The organism is Trueperaceae bacterium (assembly GCA_031581195.1).
In the GTDB taxonomy this organism is placed as follows: domain Bacteria; phylum Deinococcota; class Deinococci; order Deinococcales; family Trueperaceae; genus SLSQ01.
In genome coordinates, this window is sequence record JAVLCF010000226.1 from 1 (window position 1) to 1,184 (window position 1,184).

Here is a 1,184-nt window from a genome sequence, read left to right on the forward strand (position 1 = left end):
ACGCCTTGCGTTTGCCGTCGGTGTCGGCCTTGCTCGGTTCGTTGCTCATGGTGGTCGCCTCCGTCGCCCGGTCGGGCGGTCCTCGTTCAGGTGTCGGACGACCGCAGGCGCCGTCGGAGGAGGTCGAGGGCCCCGAGGACGACGCGGTCGCGCCGTCGGGCCCCGCTGCGCCCCGGGAGGCGGAGGCTCTCCGCGTGGTCTCCCGCGGCGTCGCAGACGGCGACGTCGACCTGCACGCCTCCGCCCTCGCCGTCCACCGGTCGCACGTCGCCCACGGCGATCGCGGTGTCCGCCCCGAAGGCGTCCCGCACCTCGTGCGCGGCGGCGACGGCGCGGGCGCCGTCGCGGTTCGCCGGGAGCGCGGTGGGGACGTCCTCCGCGGTGACCCTCCAGCCTACCATGGACCCGGTGAAACGAACGCCGTCCGGGTCGGCGTCGGCGAGCGCCGTCGCCAACGCCCCCGCGCTCGCGCGCTCGGCGACCGCCAGCGTCGCGCCGCGCGCCGCCAGGCCTTCGATCACGACGCCCGCGAGCGTCGCGTCGTCCGCGCCCCACACCGCCGCCCCGAGCGCCGCCTCGACCCGCGCCGCGACCGGCGCCCCCAACGCCGCCGCCGCGTCCGCGTCCGCCGCCTTCGCCGCGACGCGGACGTGCACGCCGTCCGCCCGCGCGTACGTCGCGACGCTCGGGTTGTCGCCCGTCGCCAGGTCGCCCAGCAGGTCGGCGACGTGCGACTCGCCGACGCCCCCGGTCTTGAACGTCCGCGTCCACAAGCGCGCCGCGGGCAGCGCCAGGCGCGGCAGCAGCTGCTCGTGCAGCATCGGCTCCAACTCCCGCGGGGGGCCGGGCAGCGCCGCGACGACCTTCGCCGCCCCGCCCCGCTCGAGCCGCGCCAACCACCCGGGCGCGGTGCCGTGCGGGTTCGCGAGCGGCGTCACCGACGGCGTCGTCCACGCCTGCTTCAGGTTGCGCTCGGGCATCGTCCGACCGGTCCGCGCGAAGAACGCCCGCAGGTCCGCCTCCAGGGCGGCGTCCACGACCGGCGCTTCGCCCAGCACGTCCGCGATCGCTTCGCGCGTCACGTCGTCGTCGGTCGGCCCCAACCCGCCGGTCGTCAGCACCAGGTCGCTGCGCGCCAGGCCCACCTCCAGCGCCTCGCGGATCCGCGCGCGGTTGTCGCCCAC

The 1,184-nt window shown here is 77.7% G+C and carries 1 protein-coding gene; it reads right to left on the reverse strand.

The features are described from left to right. Positions 1-86: 86 nt before the first annotated feature. Positions 87-1,184 (reverse strand): molybdopterin-binding protein (locus RI554_11630; protein ID MDR9392663.1); only part of this gene is annotated, 1,098 nt, incomplete at its 5' end.